The 1,639-nt window shown below is 74.9% G+C and carries 1 protein-coding gene; it reads left to right on the forward strand.

Annotated elements, in window-relative coordinates:
* Positions 1-482: 482 nt before the first annotated feature.
* Positions 483-1,639, forward strand: a 1,157-nt coding sequence (locus NH602_RS31690) for an ABC transporter ATP-binding protein (protein ID WP_305882484.1), incomplete at its 3' end; no start/stop codon positions are given.

Here is a 1,639-nt window from a genome sequence, read left to right on the forward strand (position 1 = left end):
CGACGGGATCGAATGCTGCAACCAAACAAACAATTTGGCACAAAACGCCAAACCGAATCAAAATAGCTCGACACACTGTTGAGTTCTCAAAAGACACCCGCACCGCACTCACCCAACCCCCTGAAAAGGAGACGGGATCCTGAAGACGGATCGCCTTGACCCACCAAGACAACCACACCAAGAAAATCGGTGAACCACCGGGGGTCGCTGTCCGCGGGGCCTGTTGACCGGGCCTCTCAGGGCCCGTTCTGTCCGGCTCACTCGCTGACGGGGAGAAAGTTACACGGTCCGTCGGACGCCGTTCACAGGGGGGTCGGTTTTCCGTATCGTCGCAGGTCAGCGGGCTCGTGGCGCCGTACCCGCGGCACGCTGGGCCGCCGGGCCGTAGGCGCGGCGTCGTCGCACTCCGTCCGGGACCAGGCCGGCGCGTGTGACCGGGACGTCGGGGACAAACGATAACCGTCGTGGTTATCGTTCTGGTGATGTCGACTCACCCGGACGGACCCGGCTCCGCCACCCCCCTGCTCGCGATCGAGGCGCTGACGGTCACCGTCGGCGGTCGCGACGTCGTCGACGGGGTGGGCCTGCGGGTCGGACCGGGTGAGCGGGTCGCGCTCCTCGGCCCGTCGGGGTCCGGCAAGTCGCTGACCGCGGCCGCGGTGCTCGGGCGCCTCCCCGCCGTCGCGTCGCTGCGGGGCCGCGTCCTGCTGGGCGGTACCGACGTCGGCGCGGTCCCGGCCGCGCGGCGGGACCGCGCGGTCCGACTGGCGGCCGTCGGGCAGGACACCCGCACCGCGCTCAACCCCCTGGTGGCGGTGGGGACCCAGCTGCGTGCCGCGGTGCGGGCGAATGGGGGTGACGAGCGGCCCGGGGCCCTGCGGGAGGCCCTTGCGGCGACCGGCATCGAGGACCCCGGCCGCGTCCTGGGCGGGCACCCCGGCGAGCTGTCCGGCGGGCAGCGCCAGCGCGTGCAGCTGGCGCTCGCCCTGGCCTGCCGCCCGCACCTGCTGGTCGCGGACGAGCCGACCACGGCCCTGGACCCGGTCAACCGGCAGCGCGTGCTCGACCTGCTGGCATCCGGCCTGGCCGGCACCGGGACCGCTCTGCTGTTCATCAGCCACGACACCGCCGCCGCGCACGAGCTCTGCGACCGCGCCGTGCACCTGCGCGAGGGGCGCGTCGTCGATCCCGGCCCCCTCCCGGCGCGCACTCCCCGGCCCGCTCCCGCGGCGTCCGCCGGTCCCGGTCGTCCGCTGCTCGTCGCCCGTGGCCTGCACCGCGTCCACCCCGGGCCCGGACGGCGTCGCCCGGCGCCGGTGGCCGCGCTGCGCGGGGTCGACCTCACCGTGCACGCGGGCGAGCGCGTCGCCCTGGCCGGGACGTCGGGGGCGGGGAAGTCCACGCTGCTCCGGATCCTGCTCGCCCTCGAGCCCGCCGACGCGGGGTCGGTCACCGCCGACGGCGCGGACGTCCGTCCCGGACCCGTGCGGCGGCTGCGTGCCTTCCGCCGCACCGTGCAGTACGTCCCGCAGGACCCCGCCGGGTCGCTCGACCCGCGGATGACCGCGCGCGACCTCGTCGCCGAACCGCTGCGCCGCCTCGGGGGCCCGGCCGCCCGGTCCGCGGCCGGGCGGGCCCG

The organism is Pseudonocardia sp. McavD-2-B, from assembly GCF_024124365.1.
GTDB classification, from domain to species: Bacteria; Actinomycetota; Actinomycetes; order Mycobacteriales; family Pseudonocardiaceae; genus Pseudonocardia; species Pseudonocardia alni.